The 19,340-nt window shown below is 45.4% G+C and carries 10 protein-coding genes; 6 read left to right on the top strand and 4 right to left on the bottom strand.

Going from position 1 to position 19,340, the window contains the following annotated elements; genetic code table 11:
* Positions 1 to 66 precede the first annotated feature (66 nt).
* From B2107_RS06770 to B2107_RS06785, 4 genes are all read left to right on the top strand, one after another.
* Complete coding sequence (locus B2107_RS06770; protein ID WP_293954311.1) at positions 67 to 1,806, top strand: glycoside hydrolase family 43 protein; 1,740 nt, start codon at positions 67 to 69, stop codon at positions 1,804 to 1,806.
* Between the two features lie 79 nt (positions 1,807 to 1,885).
* On the top strand, positions 1,886 to 4,969 hold the full coding sequence (locus B2107_RS06775) for a SusC/RagA family TonB-linked outer membrane protein (protein ID WP_293954313.1): 3,084 nt from the start codon (positions 1,886 to 1,888) through the stop codon (positions 4,967 to 4,969).
* Between the two features lie 11 nt (positions 4,970 to 4,980).
* Positions 4,981 to 6,942: a RagB/SusD family nutrient uptake outer membrane protein gene (locus B2107_RS06780; protein WP_293954315.1), complete on the top strand. Its 1,962-nt coding sequence runs from the start codon at positions 4,981 to 4,983 to the stop codon at positions 6,940 to 6,942.
* 71 nt (positions 6,943 to 7,013) lie between these two features.
* Complete coding sequence (locus B2107_RS06785) at positions 7,014 to 8,894, top strand: sialate O-acetylesterase (RefSeq protein WP_293954317.1); 1,881 nt, start codon at positions 7,014 to 7,016, stop codon at positions 8,892 to 8,894.
* A gap of 171 nt (positions 8,895 to 9,065) precedes the next feature.
* On the opposite strand, the gene B2107_RS06790 is transcribed toward B2107_RS06785, so the two are convergent.
* Entirely contained in the window at positions 9,066 to 9,521 is a 456-nt protein-coding gene (locus B2107_RS06790) for a PA2169 family four-helix-bundle protein (protein WP_293954319.1), read from the bottom strand.
* Positions 9,522 to 9,868: 347 nt separating this feature from the next.
* On the opposite strand from B2107_RS06790, the gene B2107_RS06795 reads away from it, so the two are divergent.
* Both B2107_RS06795 and B2107_RS06800 read left to right on the top strand, forming a co-directional pair.
* Positions 9,869 to 10,855 (top strand): YihY/virulence factor BrkB family protein, encoded by a 987-nt coding sequence (locus tag B2107_RS06795; RefSeq protein WP_293954321.1) that lies wholly within the window; start codon positions 9,869 to 9,871, stop codon positions 10,853 to 10,855.
* Between the two features lie 102 nt (positions 10,856 to 10,957).
* A complete protein-coding gene (locus tag B2107_RS06800; RefSeq protein ID WP_046675215.1) occupies positions 10,958 to 11,143 on the top strand; it encodes a CsbD family protein in 186 nt (61 codons plus the stop codon).
* 268 nt (positions 11,144 to 11,411) lie between these two features.
* Here B2107_RS06800 and B2107_RS06805 read toward each other — a convergent pair whose 3' ends face one another.
* From B2107_RS06805 to B2107_RS06815, 3 genes are all read right to left on the bottom strand, one after another.
* Positions 11,412 to 13,742: a BamA/TamA family outer membrane protein gene (locus tag B2107_RS06805; RefSeq protein ID WP_293954323.1), complete on the bottom strand. Its 2,331-nt coding sequence runs from the start codon at positions 13,740 to 13,742 to the stop codon at positions 11,412 to 11,414.
* Entirely contained in the window at positions 13,708 to 19,029 is a 5,322-nt protein-coding gene (locus B2107_RS06810) for a translocation/assembly module TamB domain-containing protein (RefSeq protein WP_293954325.1), read from the bottom strand. The genes B2107_RS06805 and B2107_RS06810 overlap by 35 nt, the downstream gene beginning before the upstream one ends.
* Before the next feature lie 91 nt (positions 19,030 to 19,120).
* Positions 19,121 to 19,279 (bottom strand): hypothetical protein, encoded by a 159-nt coding sequence (locus B2107_RS06815; protein ID WP_293954328.1) that lies wholly within the window; start codon positions 19,277 to 19,279, stop codon positions 19,121 to 19,123.
* Positions 19,280 to 19,340: the final 61 nt, after the last annotated feature.

Raw genomic sequence — 19,340 nt, forward strand, 5'->3', positions numbered from 1 at the left:
AATTGTTGTAAATACACTTAAAAGTATGTTTGTATTCAGATAAACCAAATTATAAATAAACCAATCATGTTAAAGCGGAAAGGGAAAATCATGCTGGGCATGTCCGTCGTTATATTGGCGACATTAACGGCATTCAGTACAAAAGAGTATAAAAGAGAACCGCAGAAAGATCGTCTTTCTGGTCCTGTATTTTCGGATTTTGTTTACAAAGGTGGAGACGCAATTTATAAGGAAAACCCGTTAAAGCCGGGGCAGTTTTATTCGCCTATTCTTCAGGGTTGTTATCCCGATCCGAGTATTACGCGTAAAGGCAATGATTACTATCTGGTTAATTCATCCTTTTCGATGTTCCCAGGTGTTCCGATCTTTCACTCGGTTGATCTGGTCAACTGGAAACAGCTGGGGCATGTCCTCGACCGTGAATCGCAGCTAAAAGTGGGTACATCAGGAATTAGCGAGGGAATATATGCCCCTGATATCGTGTACAATCGGCATAACGACACCTTCTACATGATTACGACCCAAATCGCTTCGGGCATCGGAAATATGGTCGTGAAAACCAAAGACCCCAAAGCTGGAAACTGGTCCGATCCAATCAAGCTGGATTTTGATGGCATTGATCCGGCACTATTCTTTGATGATGACGGCAAGGCCTATGTGGTGCACAACGATGCGCCTGATAAAGGTAAGCTGCGCTATGAGGGGCATCGTGTCATCAAACTCTGGGAATACGACACACAGAAGGATCAGGTCATTAAAGGAAGTGAACGTATATTGGTGGATGGCGGTGTGAATCCAGCGGATAATCCCATCTGGATCGAAGGTCCACATATTTATAAAAAAGCAGGAAAATATTACCTGATGTGTGCAGAAGGAGGGACGGGTAGCGATCACAGCGAAGTGATCTTTTCGAGCGAACAGATAGCAGGGCCTTACACTCCGGCACCCAAAAATCCGATACTCTCACAGCGACATCTCGATAAAACTAGGCTCAATCCGGTGGAATGGGCTGGACACGCTGACTTGGTTGAGGGTCCGGGTGGATCGTGGTATGGTATTTTTCTTGGCGTCAGACCCAATGAAGTCAACCGGGTCAACACGGGACGTGAAACATTTATCCTCCCGGTAGATTGGTCCGGTGAATGGCCTATCTTTCAAGGCGGCATGGAGCCCCTTAAACCTAGTGCTCCAATGCCTGCCGGTGTGGAAAACAAAGGAAATGCTCCAGGTTATTTTCCCAACGGGAATTTTACGTTCGCCGACCCGATGACTGCAGCGAAGCTCGACCACCGTTGGGTTGCTCTACGTGGAGCCCGCGAACAATTTGTACAGCAGTCCGATAAAGGTACCATCCTAAAGCCATATGCCGTTGATATCAGTGAACAAAAGCCATTATCCGCCCTCTTTTACAGACAACAACATAAGAACTTTGAGAGCACAGTATCGCTAAACTATGTGCCGTCTGCGCCCTCGGATCTCGCAGGTATCACCTGTCTGCAGAGTGAAAAATACCATTATGTGCTAGGACTGACAAAACAAGGCAAAGAAAACTATATCGTACTGGCTAGAAATGAGAACGGTAGCACCAAAATCCTCGCGAAGGAGAAGATCAATCTGAAAGGGGCTGTGCAATTAAAGGTCAAGGCGGTTGGCGATGCCTATCAATTTTCCTATGCCCTAGCACCCGGCCAGTTTAAGCATATCGGCAATGCGGTATCGGGCGACATCCTGTCGACAGACGTTGCTGGCGGTTTTACAGGTGCGCTGATTGGTCTGTACAGTACCACAGCCAATAAAATCAGGTAGCTGCGATTACCTACAAAAATGTATTGAAATAACGATTATAAACAGAAGTGAAAACAAAATTTTCTTAAATCCCTAAATTATGAGAATGACGAGATTTACTATTTTTGTGCAACTAAAAAGAGGATTACAATGTATTCTGCCCTTGCTCTTTTTGCTGGCAGCCCTGCAGGTGGCTTTAGCACAAGATAAGCTGGTAAAGGGCCTGGTCTCGGATCCGAAGAGACAGCCCATTGAAGGGGTGACCGTATCCGTTAAGGGCGGCACCAAAAGTACCATCACCGACAAAAGTGGTGCATTCGCCATCGAGGCGGGCAGTGGTGCCGCATTGGTTTTTACCAATGTAGGTTACAAAACGACCGAAGTCAAAGTACCTGGCAGCGGAATGGTGCAGGTGACCCTGCAGGCTGACGATATTGCCATGGAGGAAGTGGTGGTCATCGGTTATGGTACCCAGCGTAAAGAGGCCGTCACAGGATCGGTGGCTTCGGTAAGTGGCGCCACGATGAATGAAGTGCCTGCAGCCAACATTAGCCGTGCCCTACAAGGACGTATTGCCGGAGTTAATATGCAGCAGAACTCCTCAAAACCGGGATCGCCGATGCAGATTCGCATTCGGGGCACACGCTCGCTGACTGCCGATAACAACCCACTTATTGTACTCGATGGAATTCCATTTGCAGGCTCCATCTCCGACATTAATCCAGCAGACATTAAAAGTGTCGATGTGCTGAAAGATGCTTCGGCAACAGCCATCTACGGTTCGCGTGGTGCAAATGGTGTTATCCTGGTAACGACCAATAAAGGTCGTATTGGACAGGCGGCACAATTGGCCTACAACGGTTTCACTGGCCTGCGCACGGTGTTTTCCAAATATCCGATGATGTCAGGTCCGGAATTTGCCGAGATGCGCCGCTATGTGGGACAATTTCAAAATACCCTCGATGAGTCGGACGATACCAATACCGATTGGCAAGATCTCTTTTACAAAAATGGAATGGTCAATAGCCACGATATCAGTGTCAACGGCGGAGCAGAGAAAGGCAACTACAATTTTGGAGCGGGTTACTTTCGCGACGAAGGCGTGGTACCCTTGCAGAACTATACCCGATACAATTTACGTGCAGCGCTGGATCAGCAGGTAGGCAAAATATTCAAATTTGGGTTTAACCTCAACCAGAGCTATAGCATCACCAATGGCAATAACCTGGGGCTTTTTGGTGTGCTCAGCGCGACACCGATTGCTAATCCTTTTAATGCGGACGGCAGCTTGAAGTCGCGAATCCAACAGCAGATTTCTGGACAACAATGGGTACATACCCGCCAGTCCTACGAAGCACTGGGGGATAGTTACATCAACCAGCAGCGCGTGTTCGGTTCGTATAATAATATGTACGGCGAAATCCAGATCCCTGGCGTAGAAGGACTGACTTACCGCACCAATCTTGGACTCAATTTCCGCCAGAACAATGACGGAAGTTACACAGGACAGGGAGTCTTTAGCGGTACCCCCGACAATGTGTCCACTGCTTCGGTCGCAAACGGCAGAACGGTACAGTGGGTCATGGAAAATCTCTTGACCTACGACCGCACCTTTGCGCAAAAACATAATCTAAACCTTGTAGCATTGTATTCTGCCGAACAGAATACAAGCAACAGTACGCTAATATCGGCACGCGATATTCCAATCGATGCGTTCCAGTTTTATAACCTTGGCCGTGCTCAGGGGGAGATCATCGTAGATCCCAATCAGCAGGGCTATGCCAAAAGTAGCCTGATGTCTTTAATGGGCCGCGCCATGTATACTTTCGACAACCGCTATATGCTAACGATGACCATGCGCCGCGACGGTTCTTCCCGCCTGGCGCCGGGGCACAAATGGCATACCTATCCGGCGATTTCAGCAGGTTGGAACGTTCACAACGAGAAGTTTATGTCATCAGTATCTTGGGTAAATCAGCTTAAGCTGCGACTAGGCTATGGCGAGACCTCTAACCAGGCTGTCGATCCGTATAAAACGCTTGGGCTCCTGAGCACAAGACCGTATAATTTTGATACGCAATTCCTGACGGGTTATTACATGTCTGAATTACCTAACCCGATCTTGGGATGGGAGTTTTCCAAAACCTATAACTATGGTTTGGATTTCGGACTTTTCAAGAACAGGCTGAGCGGTACCTTCGAGTACTATGTTCAAAATACAGACAATATTTTGTTACGTGTAGGGCTACCACCGACCAACGGCGGTGGGAGTTATATGGCCAATATCGGAAAAACACAGAACAAAGGCTTTGAGCTCTCCCTCAATGGGGCGGTGATCGACAACGAAAGTGGCTGGAAATGGGATGTGGGGGTCAATTTGTATGCCAATCGCAATAAACTTGTTGAACTGACCTCTGGAAGTCAGCGCGATGAAGGCAACCAGTGGTTTGTGGGCCATCCAATAGACGTCATCTTCGACTACAAAAAGATTGGACTATGGCAACAGGACGATCCATATAGGGATATTCTTGAGCCAGGGGGCAATGTGGGAATGATCAAAGTGGAATACACCGGTGAGTACGATGATAAGGGTGCGCCAACACGTGCCATCGGTGCAGCAGACCGTCAGATCATTCATATTCAACCCAATTTTCTGGGAGGATTCAACACGCGTCTGGCTTATAAAAATGTCGACCTGAATGTGGTGGGAACTTTTCAGAACGGCGGTAAACTTATCAGTTCGCTCTATGGTAGCACCGGTTATCTAAACCAGCTAAATACCCGCTCAGGCAACAATGTGAGTGTCGAATACTGGCGCGAAGACCGTACGGATGCCAAATACCCTAAACCAGGAGGTATACAGAGTGGTGACAATCCCAAATATGGCAGTACCCTTGGCTATTTTGATGCCTCTTATTTAAAGGTGCGCACAATCAGCATGGGTTACAATTTTAAACAGAAATGGGTAGAACGCATGGGAATCGGCCGACTGCGGGTATATGCGACGGTGGAAAATCCATTTGTCCTCTTCTCGCCCTACAATAAGGAGTCTGGGGGCGATCCAGAACCCAATTCTTATGGGGACGAAAATGTGGCCGTGGGTGGCCTGAGAAGAATCCTTGTGGTGGGTACCAATACGCCAGCGATGAGAAGTTATATTTTGGGATTAAATCTTTCATTTTAAAACATTCAGGCATGAAAACTTTCAATTCAAAACTTATTATAGGACTATGCGTCGGTTCACTCATGCTCGGCATGAACAGCTGCTCCAAATTTTTGGATGAACAGCCCAGGGGAATCTTTACACCTGGTGATTTTAAGACAGCAAATGGTATTAATAACAGTATTGTGGGACTTTATGCCCACCTGCGCAATATATATGGACAGGCGTATTATTACAATGCCTGTCTGACAGGAACAGATGAAGTGACGTATGCCCAAAGCGCCGACGAAAATTTTCAGGTAATGGACTTTTCAGGTCTCAGTACCATGACGGCTGTAAATAGCCGGGCGGATGTGGCGTGGCAGGCCGCCCTGCCGAACATCAACATGGCTTCGGGCATCATCGAAAATGCACCGGCAGTAGGTACATCGCCGGCGATCATTGCCGAAGCGCATTTTTTTCGCGCATTTGACTATTTCCTGCTTGTGCAAACCTTTGGCGGCGTGCCGCTCGACCTGGGTGGGGGCGAACTAAAATATAGTACGTCTGTAGAGCGAAAATCAACCCGCAATACCGTGGCTGAGGTGTATACACGTGCCATCTTTCCCGATCTACTGCAGGCAATAGAAGATTTGCCGGAATCACCGCGCTTAAAAGGTGCTGCCACAAAAACTGTTGCCCGCTTGTATCTCGCAAAGGCCTATCTGACCTATGCCTGGTGGCTGGAAAATCCTAAAAACATACCCACTTATCCCGAAACCGCTCGCACGGATCCTGCTGGTAAAACCAGTGCATGGTATTTCCAGCAGGCTTACGACATAGCGGTTGGCGCAATAGAAAATCCGGGACCTTTTGCTTTGCAGCCCACGTTCTATGATGTCAATGTCGGAACAAATGACCGAAACAACGAAATCTTGCTCTTTGCCGATCATACTGAGAGCAGTGAACTGTACAATGGTGGAAGTCTCAGCTATGGAAGCGGTGGTGCACCGGATAACTTTGCGGGCTGGATGATGACCTGGAATTACCCTTCGCTGACGAGTTCGAAAACTACCGAATGGGCTACAGCCGACCTTGTCAATTCGGTACAACGGGAGGCAGCACAAGCACTGGGACGTCCTTGGACACGGATGGCACCGACCATCAATGTGGTCACCGAAACCTTTGCCGATAAAACCAACGACTCGCGTTACGACGGCACCTTCACAACAGTATACCGCGGCAACTGGGATAAAGCCAATATCAGCAATCCTTCATTGTTCAATGCCAACAATATGCCGGTCAAACCAAAGGAAGCAATCTTGACTTTCTTGAATGAAGAACCGCAGACACCCATCAACTACGACAATAAAACCTATAAGAGTAGTATCGGCGCTGGGGTATTGCCGGGTCGGGCCGATTATGTGATCTCTCCAGAGGGCATCAGCCGTCGCGTTTATCCGGGGCTGTGGAAGTTGGGACCTTACCGTACGGACAACGGCAATGGTCTCGGCCAGCCTAACGCGGGCAGCACCCGGCCGTTTAATATTGCCAAATTCTCGGAGTTGTATTTTATCGCTGCCGAAGCAGCGGTAAAAGGAGCTACGACCAAAGCAGGCAAAAGTGCTCGCGATCTGGTCAATGTCATCCGCGGGCGAGCGGGGGTATGGCGTTGGGATAACAATGGAAACATGGCCAAGGAAGCCAACCATCGTGACGACATGACCGCAGCGACACCCGCGCAGATCACACTCAGCTACATCCTGGCGGAGCGTTCCCGTGAGTACTATGGCGAGGGCTATCGCTGGTATGATTTGGTACGTACCCAAACCTGGTCTGATATGGCCAAAACCTACCGCATTGCAGGTTCTAATGTTGGCGACCACACAGCGGTGACCTTTACCCGAACCATACAACCTTTTCATTATCTGCGACCTATTCCGCAGGGACAGCTGGATGCTATGGATATGTCGGCAGCTGAAAAAGCAGCTTATCAGAATCCCGGTTATAATTAATGGGCCTGCTGCGCTTGCCATCCGCGTAGGATGGCAGGCGCAATGGCTCTATCGCTATACTATTCCATCGCATGAAAATAAAAAGAGGAAGATTTTGTGTGGTTTTGCTATCTTTAGCATTACTCTTCTGTGCCGGAGTTTCTTCCGCAGCGATACGGCTACCCGCACTGATTGCGGATCGCATGGTATTGCAGCGTGATACGGAACTGAAAATTTGGGGATGGGCAGACCCCGGTGAAAAAATAACAGTACGTTTCCGGGATAAAAACTATCTGACGGAGACAGATGCTACAGGCAACTGGGCTGTTAGGCTATCCGCACAAAAGGCGGGGGGGCCTTATATGTTACAGGTGAATGAAATTACAGTCCGGGATATTTTGATTGGCGACGTATGGCTCTGCTCGGGACAATCCAATATGGAGACACCAATCGCGCGGCTGGTAGAACGGTTTCCGGAGATTAACGTGTCCAACAACCATATGATCCGTTATTTTAAGGTGCCAACACAGCACGCGCTAGAAAACCGAAGCGAAATTGCCGATGGTGGGCGATGGTGCTCCGCAGTAGCTTCGGAAGTCATGAATTGGACCGCACTGGCTTATTTCTATGCGCAGCAGAGCTATGCACATAACGGCGTGCCCGTCGGTATGCTTGTCTCCAGCCTCGGCGGATCTACCATCGAAAGCTGGATTAGCCAAGAGCAATTAAAGGAATTTCCGAAGATGCTGCTCGACCGTCCAGCACTGGACAGTATGCGCTTGGCCGAACGTGACCAAGGGATCGACGATTGGATAAAACCCGAATGGGATGATAGCAATTGGCCCACTTTTACGGTACCGGGCTTGTGGCGCGAGCAGCAAGTGGAAAGCAAGGGGGTACTTTATTTCAGAAAGTCGTTTGAATTGCCCGCCGACCTATCAGGTCGATACGGAATGCTTTATCTAGGTACCATGATCGACAGCGATTCGGTATTTGTGAACGGACGTTTTGTGGGAGCCACAGGCTATATGTATCCACCCCGTAAGTATGCTGTGCCAGCGGGCATTTTACGTGAAGGTTCAAATCTGGTTACGATACGCCTTCGGTCAACTAGTGGAAACGGCGGCTTTGTAGCGGGCAAGTCCTATAAACTGGTCGTAAATGATAAAGAGATCAATTTGGCAGGGCAATGGAAATACCGGGTCGGTATGGATATGGCGTTATCCAAAAGTTATCGCGCGCGACTTAAAAATAAAAATGAGGTCGGGTCGACGCTCTATTATGGAATGATCTACCCATTGAAGGATGTAAAAGTAACTGGTGTCATCTGGTATCAGGGCGAAGCCAATTCAGATGCGCCGCAGAACTACGAACGGTACCTTAAGCTGCTGATCAAAGACTGGCGACTCACATTAAATCGGCCCCAGCTGCCCTTTTTGCTCGTACAGTTGCCCAACTACATGCCTCAACAAGAACGTCCGTCTGAATCGGGGTGGGCGCGCATACGGGAGGCACAGTTCAAAGTAGCCCAAGAGGTGCCCTATACGGCGCTGACAGTCAACTACGATATTGGCGAATGGAATGATATTCATCCTTTAAATAAAAAGGACGTAGCTGCACGGCTACTGCTAGCCGCCCGAAAGTTGGTGTATGGTGAGAAATTGGTCAGTGCAGGACCATCTTATCAGCGTATGGAAGTTAAAGGGGACAAAATCCTAATCTTTTTTACCAACGAAGGAAGTGGTTTAGCGATCAGAGATGGCAAGGAGCTCAAGCATTTTGCTATTGCTGGACAGGACGGCAAATTTAGATGGGCTAGAGCGATTATTAGTGGTCATACAGTGGTTGTAAGCCATCCGGATGTATCCCATCCTGTGGCGGTACGTTATGCATGGGCCGATAATCCAGGCGATGCGAACCTCGTAAACAAAGAAGATTTGTTGGCTTCCCCATTTAGAACAGATAATTGGTAAGCCATACGCGAGCCTGGATGTTGTCATTCATAGGGAATTAATTCTTTGTCTAACGCATGGTACATGTCATTGTCTAACGCATGGTACATGAAAAGCTTAGTACATTAAAAGAAAGACTGGCCTATACATGCGCCAGTCTTTCTTTTTAATGTCTTTTAAATCATCTCAGATTTAGAGATCGCGCATAATTTTAATATTTTCATGCGCTTCCCGTTGCTGGCTGAGTTGAATCTGAATCAGATTTTTAGCACCAACAGATAACTTATCCGCTTCCTCGAGCGCTTTGCTGTAAACCTCGCTAAAAGCAGTCTCGCCACGCTCGCATTGCTGCAATAAATCCTGTAAATCGCCGCGCGACAATTTTGATTTGATCACCATCCATAACCGAAAAAGTTCGCCACTCAATTTGGTGCGATCCGTAGCATATTGACCGGCAAGCTCAACCAGCGGAGTGAGTTCAGTGATAAACTTTTCAGACTGCGCGATGCGTTCTTTGAACACAGCCTCATGGGCGCCATCGCCCTGCTCATTGGCTAAGTCAATAGCAAGTTCGTAACCTTCGATGCGGTCATTGTTGATCTTAATAAGGTCATTTAAAATATTGGGGTCGTTCTGATTACTTTTCATTTTTTTCTTTATGCTTTTTGTTTTCCTTTATATTGTTTTTTCTATACATGCTATATTGTCTTTCTTTCTGTGCTATCTCACTTATTATATTAATTCCCTTTCTATACTATCTTCCTTCCAGTGCTATCTATTAACATGAACACGGAAGATTAATCATTAGTTTGTCTTTATTTCTTTGATGATAATAAAATACCGGTAACCCTTGATTTTGAGTGGTTTTAATTCGAATGATAATTGACTGTTTCCTATGCTCATGGTGTATAAGAGCATAGGCCATGCAAAATTTTCTCATAAAAACAAACGTTCTGCCTGGTTAAAGAGTTTATTTCTTAAAAACACTAAATACAATGGATATAAACAAGGAAAAGAAAAGCAAGCTACAAACGTATTGGACGATATTAAAAAATACCGTATCCGGATTTACAAATGAAGACTCGATGAAATATAGTGCGTCCCTATCGTACTACACCGTTTTTTCCATCGGACCAATTTTGGTTTTGATGATTTCATTGGCCGGAATATTCTATGGAGCCGAAGCAATTCAGGGGAAAGTTTTTGACGAACTGAATGGATTGGTAGGAAACAATGCTGCTAAACAGATCGAAGAGGTCATCCAAAACCTCCAATTATCGGGCAAGTCCAACATGGCACTGGTCATCAGTATTGTGACGCTAATTATCGGTGCAACGACCGTTTTTGGCGATATGCAAAATTCGATTAATAAAATATGGCACGTGCGGCCAAAACCTAAGAAAGGATGGTTAAAAATGATTCAGGATCGATTGCTGTCATCGTCGCTGGTGATCGGGTTGGGCTTTTTATTAGTCGTCACATTGATTGTCAATGGAATAATCTTGGCCTTAACGGGGCAGTTGCAACGCTATTTCCCAGATATTACTGTTGTGCTGATGAATGTAATCAATTTTGCCATTTCCTTTATTGTCATTGTAGTACTCTTTAGCGTTATTTTTAAAACCTTGCCGGATGTGAAGATCCAATGGAAGACGGTGCGTGCAGGCGCCTTGTTTACGGCCATTTTATTTGTCATCGGTCGCTACCTGATCGGAATCTATTTGGAACGGTCAGCAACGCAGGATACCTACGGTGCGGCTGGTTCATTTGTGCTTATTCTGCTTTGGGTATATTATACGGCGGCAATACTTTACTTCGGTGCGATATTTACGCGGGAGTATGCAACTGAGATGGCTATCCCAATTGAACCTTCTGAATTTGCGGTACATGTAGAGACTCAGGAGATCGAGCGCGATGTCGATGAGATCCCACCGGCACCGCTGGATGCAGAGGAAACAACAATTGATACAACGGAGCAATAACACCGTAAAAGAACAGGAATATTTTTAACATTTGATAACATTTTTTTTAAAACGATTAAAGCTATAGGCTGTTATATCTATAAAAAACGAAAGGAAAATATTATGAGTGAATTAACATGGAAAGGTCGTTGGAACGAAATTAAAGGTAAGGTAAAACAGCAATATGCAGATCTTACAGATGATGATTTACTATACGCAGAAGGTAAAGAGGACGAATTGGTAGGTAAACTTCAAAAGAAAACAGGAAAAACACAAGATGAGGTGAATAGCTGGTTAAACGGCTTGTAGCATAGTGTTTTTATGGTAAAGGCGGATAACAGCAATGTTATCCGCCTTTTTTATGGCCGCTTTCTGTAAAAAAGATAACTACTTAAAAGACTTACGTTTATAAGAACAGCAAAACTGTTAGAATAGATAATAGTGCTAAAGTTCTACAATAAGCTTCAGCAGCATCAAGGGCGAAAGATCGTCCACATTCTTTTCCTTCCAACCGCTGATTAGCTGGGTTAAGCATAGAAATTACGCTTTATAATGCTCAGCTGCTTAACACCATCCCTTAGAATGGGTAACCGATCGCAAGGTTAAACATGAGATTGTCTTTACGCCATCTTGAACTTCCAAAATCGATATCCTTTAACACCCAGCGCTCACCCTTAGGTAAATAGGGTACGCGGAGTGGAATGGAAAAGTCGGTACGCAGGATGAGGAAGGTAAAGTCGAAACGTAAACCTAGTCCGCCGCCCACAGCGAGCTCCTGGAGAAAATCTTTACTAAATTTCCCTCCCGGTTTGGTTTCATCTTCACGTTGAAGCCATACATTCCCCGCATCAATAAAGGCCGCCCAATGGATTGGACCAGTAATTTTTGCGCGGTATTCGGTATTGAGCTCCAGTTTGATATCACCTGTCTGATCGGCGTAAAAAAGACCATTACCAAGACGTTCTGGTGCCACCGTACCGGGTCCGATCGCACGCGCACCAAAGGCACGGATACTATTGGGTCCGCCTACATAATATTGTTTCAAATAGGGGAGGGAACGCGAATTGCCGTACGAGTAACTCATCCCGATACTTACCCGCGACGCAAGCTGTGAATTTTCGCTAAGCTTGAAATAATGCCTGCCGTCAACGCTTGCTTTAATATATTGCGAAAAGTACGCGTCGAAGAGCTTAAAAGTTTTGCCCTTATTAAAATCCGCGCCTTTGATCAATCCCAGAATATTGCCCGAAAAATCCAGATTTCCCTTAAAATAAAAAGTGTTTTGCAGATGTTTTTTCATGGTATTCTGAAAGGTGAAATTGTAGTTGGGACCAATCGTAAATTGGGGGTCGATCACATGGCGTAGCGCGGGAATGGTATCCATCTGATTTTTGTAGCTTTCTGAAATACCCCGCGGTTGCACATAAGTAATTTCCATCAATGCAAGATCATGCTGTTTCTCTTCGTTCTCCTGCCAGGTATACCCATAGTCCAAAGCAATGGAATTAAGGGTATAGGCCTTTCTCCGATTTAAAAATTCGTAACGTGCTTTGATATAGGTATTCGGAATAAATTGGCGCGACGGATTTATGGTACCAAATGGCGTTAGTATGCGTGGGAAAGTCAAGGTAGCCTCAGTCCCGTAGCGGAAATAGCTGGAGTTGAGATCAGCATTGCCACCCGTCTGTAATTCGTAACCGCCGAATACATTGATATTAAGCTTTTCGGCACCTTTGAAAGCGTTGCGCAAGGTCCAGTTCACATTGACTTCGGTCCCGTTGTACACGCTGGCCATTTTGCCAAGTAGCTCTACCCGTATGGACTTCTTGGGTAGCGGTGTAAGGTAATAGTACACATCAAGCGCATTTGGTACTTCTTTGCTATCGACAAAATTGTTTTTAACAAATTTCCAGCTATTCAGGTTCACGAGATGGCTGATGGTCCTGTTGTGGCTATCCCTGTTATAGAGGTCGCCTTCTTTGAAAAAGATGTGATTCGCAATAACGGGTTTGCGAAAGGTATGATTTGGATCGATAAAGTAATAACTGCTGTCAAATAATTCAGCATTTCTGGCCGAACGTTGGTATCCCGTACCAGTCTCGTTATAGTTGGGGTAGATGTAAATCTTATTGATCTTGGAAGGCACCCGTGCCTGTTCAGGCGTTTCTTTTTTGACCGTCACATAGAGGTTAACTTTGTGGTCGCCGATTGTACTATCTACCTGCACGAGGATGTAGTCTGGACTAAAGTAATAGTAGCCTTTGTTTTTTAATACATTGTCGATGCGGTCCCTTTCATTGAGCACCACGTCAAGACTATAATTGTTATTAACCCGCAAGAGGCTCTCGCTTGAATTCTCCCGAATATCGCGGCCGAGTTGGGTGGTGCTGTCAACGTCGAAAGTGACGGATTTTATGCGGTAAATCAAGTTTGGGGTGGCGGTATAGTCTACCGTAGCTTTTTTATTTTCGACAATGGTATCTGAGGTGACTTCTGCATTAAAAAATCCAATATTCTCCAGTCGATTGCGGAGAAGATTTTCATTGTATTCTCGATTGACATCGCTTAGCAGTACCGGTTCTTCGCCGATTTTTTTGAGAAAACGTTTGATAAAATTGCTTTGGGCAGTGTCACCGGCCATGTTATTAAAATAGAGTTTATAGGGCATTCCCAGCACCCGTTTATTGGGCTTAGGTCGAAGCGACTCTGCCAAATAAGTCGCCAGCTTTTCCTTGTTTTTCTTTGAAATGGTATCCGATGCTATCTTGACATTCCCTTTCACATATAGACTCTCGCCTTCAGGCAGGTTTTTAGTCGAAGAACAAGCAGCAATTAGTCCCCCTATTGTCACTAAGGCTATAAGCCATTGTAATTTAATTTGCATGGTAAGCCCTTTCCTCATCTTCATTTTTAATCGCTGTAGTTTTAATCGTATCTAAATTTTTCGGCGCATTATTTTTTTGCGTCCTATGTGTTGTACTGTCCACCTCCTGGCGGCGTTGCTGTTCTTTTTTCTGCTCTTCAATCCGTTTGCGGTATTCTGGGCTATGCAGCATTAGACTGTCGCGTATCACTGTTCTAACGCTGTCGCGATACGCTGAATCCTGCTCCATACGATCCACATCAAAGCGTTTCCTAAACTTCTTGCTGCCGGTGTCGTAGAACTCCTTCAATTTTTTGGAGCGCATAAAGATCTCCTTGAATCTGTTGTAGTCCATGTTGATAATGAAACCGATTCCGGTTTCAACAAATTGCCCCTGTAGGGTAACTTGATATTGATTTTTACGGTAGAAGCGCGCAAAGTAGCGTCCATCTTGGGAGAGTTGATAATCCAGTTGAATATCACCCGCGATGTTATTGGAAGCCTCTCCGGGACGGGAATTTCCTTCTACCTCAAAATTAGATCCGATGCTGACTTTCAGGCGGTCGTTGAGTAACATTTTGGAGACGCCAATGTTCAGGTCGGTACGCGTCTGAGCCGCACCCGTGCTGTAATCGTCTTCCGATGTGAGGTTGAAATCAAGCTCCACTCCAGTAATCAGGTCTGAAGCCAGTCGGTTAAGCTGAGCACTCAAAAACGAACTGACGCTATTCCGTACCAGTGCTTCTGTACCACCGCCGCCGGAAAGGCTTTCAAATGGATTGGCAGACATAAACCGGCCGAGTACAATTAATGAAAACACCTGTTTATTAAGATCGGACGGATTGTCGCGCAATGTTGTTAATGCGTTGTCCACCTTACTGATGACATCCTGCGATACAATGGCATTATTAGCATTCAGGTCGATGTCGAAATTAAGCTGTGGCTGAAACAACTGGTCCGAGATCTTCAACAACACGTCAAATGGAATCTTTTGTTTATATAAGTTAGCATTTTGGGTACCGAGCTGTGGAGCAACCAATTCTAAGGTTGGCGCCTTCAAAGTGTATACGGCTGTTATGTTCAATTGTGCGTCCAAAGGATCGCCATTCCAGGTTATTGTGCTTCCTTTTTGAAAGGTAAAATCTCTACTGACGGGTCCAAAGCTAAATGAATAACTTCCTTTCTCCACGGTAAATGTCCCTGACATCGTAATTTTACCGCTGGCATCCACGCCGGCATTGAGTTCGGCTTCCCCCTGAATGTTGAGAGCGTCCTGCGAACCTGCATCGAGTAAAATCTTAAATTTGGCATCTTTATCGGTCTGTAAATTCAGGTCGACATCTATTCCAGTGAGTTTCGTTACGGTCATCGAATCTAGTCTGGCAAGTGCATTTGCAGTGGCGGTATCCCGTTTGTCGACAAATTCAACCACCCCTTTCCGGTCGGCCATCCCAGGTTCATTGTTGGGCATGACCAGCGTAAAGTCGGTGCTATCGAGTACCTTGATGGTTCCATCCACAATTGGTTTGTCCAGATTTCCGCCGATTTGCAGATTGGTGCCAAGATACATTTTTCCATAAAACATATCGTTGTCCGCTTGCGTGGAATTCAGTACTTCAAAGTTGTCCATCTCGATGTTGAGGTCAAAGTCGAAATCGGTGTAGGTCTGCGTACGGATCGAACCACTAACTTGAGCCATATTCCCTTTGCTATCTTCAAGCTCGAAATTTGGAAAAGATATGCCGTTTTGGTCGAAGCGGATCTGTTCATCTTTTGCTTTAAAAAGTGAATTGAGCATGGCAACATTGAATTCGGCCTCCCTAAAATTAAGGTCGCCCCTAATCTGTGGTTTTGAAGGCGACCCCGTTATTTTTAGCTGACCTTCGAGGTTGCCCTTGGCGTCTTTCAAGTTACCCATACTAAAGGCCTGCACGGTCTTCATGGTTAGCGGTGCGACATCCAGCGTAAAGTCAAGCGTGGCATCACCCTGTGGTGGATTGATAAAGTCTCCGCTAAGGACGAGGTTATTTCCGTTTTCGGTAATGCTCACATTGGCATTGTAGGTGTTTTCACGTGCATTGTTGACTTTGATATTGATATTTCCGACGGTATCTTTTCCGAAGTAAAACTTATCTACCACAAGATCGGCAACAAACACAGGACTACTTTCGAGTCGGGATAGTGTGGTTTGTCCGTTGATACCACCGCCCACATCGAGACTGTCGCTCATCACCATTTTGGTCAGCGTCTCAATGCGAAAATTGTTGAACGCTACATTTAAAGGTGAATTGAATAGGCTATCCTGGGAAGCAATGCGGAGTTCCTGGCCCTTGTTACGCAGTACAAAATTGTTGGCCAATATCCCGGCACTACCAAATTTAAGCGTGTTGTTGGGGGCCACATCCCACTTATCGTAATTGAGCATTAAGCCGTCCTGCAGCAGGCTGAATTCGAATAGTCCATTTCGCGCCTGCATGTCTGCCCCAACGTGATATTGCTCTTTATTTTGTTTATCTTTGATCCATAGCCCCATGTTAATCATGTTTTGCGCGACCTTTCCGCTGAAAACCGTATTGGTAAGCTCAATACTGCTGACTTTAACCTTGTTGATAAGCGCCGAATAGTAAAGTGCGCTATCGAGACTATTGATATCCAAGGTCACATTGTTTATTTCTGTACCGCCGTAAACGATGCGCGGTGCATCTAACTTGGCTGAGAGGTTTTTGGACGCGCTGTTAAATAGACCGTCCAAACTGATGGCTTTCATTTCAGTGAGTTCTGGAAGAAAATCCTGAATCAGTCTATTTCGTGTCAGCTGTGCCGAAAATTCGATGCGCTGCGGCGAATATGGTGGAATCGAAACGGGTTTTTCAGGTTTATAATATACCTGCAGAAGATCCTGAACGGCACTTTGCAGTTCCAGAATTTTGTATTGACCAACCAGGTGGGCATTTAAAAAATCAGATTTCAAGATCAGCTGGTTGCGGCTCGTATCGGCCTTGGCCAGTAAGGATACAGAGTCCAGCGCATAACGATCGTTGTTGTATCGGATTAGCGAGTTGGTAATATGTGCTTCACCGTTGAGGAAGTTTGGATCAGCAGTGGTAAAATTACCAGTTAGCTTACCCCGGTAGGTGAGAGCATCCGGCATTAAGTTTAGCTTTTGCAGATTGATGCTATCTACGGCTAGTTCAAAGGCCACCTTAGGATACTTAGCCCTCGTATTGGCCGTAGCGTTCAGTTTCAGTTTGATATTTGGGTCGGGACTTAAAACGGATGCTTTGATAGCGCCTTTATCTGCCGAAAGCGTCATGCCGATATCGTGATAGCGGTAGCCCATAGCGTCGAGCCTGTTCACTTTACCATCAAAGTTTGCCATAAGTTTCTTGGGGTCAGTTCCCTTTCCCTTAATCTTTCCTTCAAACGAAAGAATGCCCAATGTACTGTCCATCTGCATAATCTGACCGATATTGAGGTCACGGACGCTGACTGCTGCATCGTAGCTGGTATCCTGTTTGGCCATATTGACCTTTCCATCGAGTTTGGCTGTCCCTTTTTCAGTAACCAGTGCAAGTTTCGTATTAAAGGCAGTCATTCCGCCTTTGAAAGTACCACTAAGGCCAATGGTGTTGGGGAATTGAATGCCACTCGGCAACATGGACTTAGCAACTAGTTTTTCGATATCCGAACGGCCTGTGGTCAGTTTTTTCAGATTCAGGTCTACCGACAACTTATTCATATCGGGAAGTCCTTTTAGATGAAGACTGGCGATCAGCCGCGTATTTGATAACGTTTGAAAATCGATTGTAGGGATATGAAGGTCATTTACACGGCCGACAATACGGGTATCAATATAAAATTTCTTATCGAGCAACGGCTTCATCACTTGCATGGTATCGAGGAAGGGTGCAAGAAATCGGATATCTCGCATATCGATATGACTCTTGCTGATGTTGGCGTTCACGGTGATCAGTTCTGGTTTTTTGGCAATCAGATCTAGGGAAGGGTAACTGATTTTGACATAGTTTCGGATCAGTGTCCGCGGAGTTTCTGCATATAGGTTTTTGATTTCGGCACCGGTATTGGTATAGTTGAAATCGGCTTTCAGCTGTTTGATAACGAAGCCGGAATGATCTGAAGCTACAAGCTCTTTCAATGATCCGCTGATGGAATCTGCGCTATAATATAAATCAGTCAGCTGCGTTTTAAGACCTGGCATGTGGATGTTAAAATAATCGAAACCCTTCATGCGGGGCTGGTTGTCATCTCTAAAACGAATAGTGGTGTTATTGACGCGGATGTCTTTGGCCGATACCACCCAATTCATTTTTCCAGTCGCACTTGAATCTATTTGCGCTGCATCGGCTTTCTTCGGGTTAGCTTTTCCCTCTTGGGAAAGCGTTTTTTGAATTTTTCCCAGCAAGACATTGTTGTCCGACCCGTCTAGATCAAGCTTTTGAATATCCACAAACTCTTTGTTCAGATCAATTTTATTGAGGTCGGCATAAAAGCTTTTTATTTTAAATTCGGACTTAAGTGCGCTGGCCTGATCTTCATATCGGACCAGAACATTTTTGAGGTCTGCCACTTGAATGCCAACATCGGGGAGGAGGGACGTCGTCTGCGCGGTTTTATCGGTGATCCCAAAGTCTTCAACAGAAGGACCTGAGCCATCCACGGCGGGTTTCCATTGCTTAATGGTCGCATTTAGTCCGTCTATATTAATTTTGGGAAGCTCAAAGGCCATGTTGTTCGTGAGGTCAAACTTCTTTATATTGGTGTTTAAACTGCCCAAATACACGTCGGCGCCGGTACCGATTACTTCGTCGGTATAGACAACATGTATTTTTGAAAATTTAATTTTATCGAGGTTAAACAGCAGGGCAGAAGTAGTATCAGCAGTAGGTTGACTTTCTTTTTCAGACGCAAAAGCTTTAACGATATAATCGAAATTAAAGGCGCTATCGGGTAAAGTACGTTGTATTTTGGCCGTAACACCCTCAACTTCCAAACTTTGGATTTCTACTGTATTTTTCAATAATTTTAGCATATTGATATCCACCGCAATGCTCTTTCCAGCAACTAAAGTGTCCTTACTCTGATCTTCGAGATAGATGTTTTCCAAGACCAGCTTTTTTGGAAAATCAATATTGATATAGCCAATTCTAACGGGGGTGCCAATCTTGCCTTCGACATAATGGGTTACTTTTCCGGCAATATAATTCTGTATCGTGGGAAGACGCAGCAAAAAAATAATTAGAATGAAGAGTCCAATGATTCCGCCAATAATCCACAATAATGTTTTTAAAGCAATTCGGGTAAATCTGTTCAATGTGTTGTCTGATTTAAGTTTACACATAAGACAACATAACCATACAAATGGTTTGGAATTTATAGATAGATATCGCTATAATGTCATTTTTTTACCACAGCATATACGTCAGGATGATTAAAAAGCCTCCCCGGATAAGTAATTCTTGCGCCAGTTCCTCGCGGTCCAACTTATACCAGCTATATTTTTCGTAATATCTACTGATCGTTTTCCTGTTTTTTTCGCTGACAATTTTATAATTTGTTTTCATAACCGATTTATATTGATGTCTTGTAACAGCATGCAATTATGGTGCAATTTTGGCGATTTGT

The sequence above is a fragment of the Sphingobacterium sp. UBA7855 genome, from assembly GCA_002500745.1.
GTDB lineage: Bacteria > Bacteroidota > Bacteroidia > Sphingobacteriales > Sphingobacteriaceae > Sphingobacterium.